The organism is Streptomyces sp. NPDC002790 (assembly GCF_040295505.1).
Classification (GTDB): Bacteria; Actinomycetota; Actinomycetes; order Streptomycetales; family Streptomycetaceae; genus Streptomyces.
Map to the genome: position 1 here is coordinate 1 of NZ_JBEOVM010000241.1, position 1,475 is coordinate 1,475.

Here is a 1,475-nt window from a genome sequence, read left to right on the forward strand (position 1 = left end):
ACACCCGCAAGCCCGAGGCCCCTCGCCACAACGACGACGTGACCGTGATCGGATGCCCGGCGCTGGAGAAGCTCGGCGGCGACACAGCCGCCGGCTCCGGTCTCGACTTCGCCCGCAAGGCGAAGGTGGCCTTCACCTACACCGCCAGCAGCACCTCCGAGGTCAGCGAGGAGCTGTACAGCGACAGCTCGGCGAAGCTGTCCAAGGGCATCTCGAAGGTCTTCGACGCGATGCTCTCCTGCCCCTCCTACCAGGTGGCGTCGGGCAGCACGCTCGTCGACATGGGCACTGCCAAGTCGGCCGCGCCGAAGCTCGGGGACGAGCAGTGGAGTCAGCTACTCACCTTCACCGCCGGCGGGCAGCGCAGCGTCGTCAAGCAGACGGCCATCCGCATCGGCAACATCCTGGTCCTCGTCTCCGGCTCGCCGCGCCTCGTGGACGCTCACCTGAACAAGGCGCTCACCAGGGCGCGCGCCGCACGCTGACCCGCTCCTGAATCTGCCCCGGTATCCGAGCCTGCCCTCCCGGCCGGCACGGCACCGGGGTTTCGTCGTTTGGCCCTGGAGCCGCGGAGGCACGGGGGATCAGCCATCGAGGCGGAGTTCGCCTGGCTCGTAGCGGAGCTGGAAGGTCTGGGCGTGTTCCTCGTGCATCCAGTACAGGGTCATGGTCGACAGCATGCTGCGCTTGACGTACCGGGTCCGCGAGGGCATTCCTTCGTCCTGCGCGACAATCCACTTTTCTACCCGTTCCGGCAGTCCGAATCGCAGCGCGTACGCCTCGGGGTGCTGCGCCGAGCGCAGTTCCCAAACGGGGTGAGAAGCAGGCTGATTGACGCGGCGAAGGCGCACCGCGTGCGTGGGATGCTCTCTCGCGTAGTCCACGAATGAGTACAGATCGTCCGATGCCAGTCCCAGAACGAACGGGGCCGCGGGGAACGCCAGGACCAGACCGAGCTGTGACCGGCTGTACAGGGCCTGAGCGAGGAAATCGAGTGGGCCGCGAATCGAGTCGGGCAGTTCGACGTGCCCCGGATCCATTTCCAGCAGCGGGCCGCGAAGATAGGTCCGCATATCGCGCACCTTCGGCCGCTCGGTGGCCAAACTCGCCTTGAGGACTGCGTGAATGGCGTCAGCGGTGTCCTTGACGAGGTTGCGCAGTACGTCGAAATCCGGCGCGGACAGGTCGATCAGGGATATCTGATGGGCCAGCGCGTAGTCCTGTGCCGCCGGGCTGAAGCCGGCGGTGGAGAAGATTGCGTAGCTGTAGCGGTATCGCGTCCGTGGCCGCCCGGTCCCGGGAGCGGTGAGCGTGGTGATCTCACCTTCGTTCACGTCATGGATCACGCCGTGGCCGTTGCGCACGGTGTGCAGCTGAACTTTCGTGGCCACGTACTTTGCTTCGACGAACAGTCGAACCGGCAGGGAGAACGGTGGGACGTAGCGGAACTGTCCGAGGGCGTCGACCTGGTGCCA

Annotated in this window: 2 protein-coding genes; one reads left to right on the forward strand and one right to left on the reverse strand. The window is 66.2% G+C overall.

Translation table 11 applies throughout. The annotated features are described in order from the left end of the window. The coding region (locus tag ABT004_RS36315; protein ID WP_351346127.1) for a hypothetical protein at window positions 1-485 on the forward strand (485 nt) is incomplete at its 5' end. A 99-nt stretch (window positions 486-584) separates the two neighbouring features. On the opposite strand, the gene ABT004_RS36320 is transcribed toward ABT004_RS36315, so the two are convergent. Then, window positions 585-1,475 (reverse strand): hypothetical protein (locus tag ABT004_RS36320; RefSeq protein WP_351346130.1); only part of this gene is annotated, 891 nt, incomplete at its 5' end.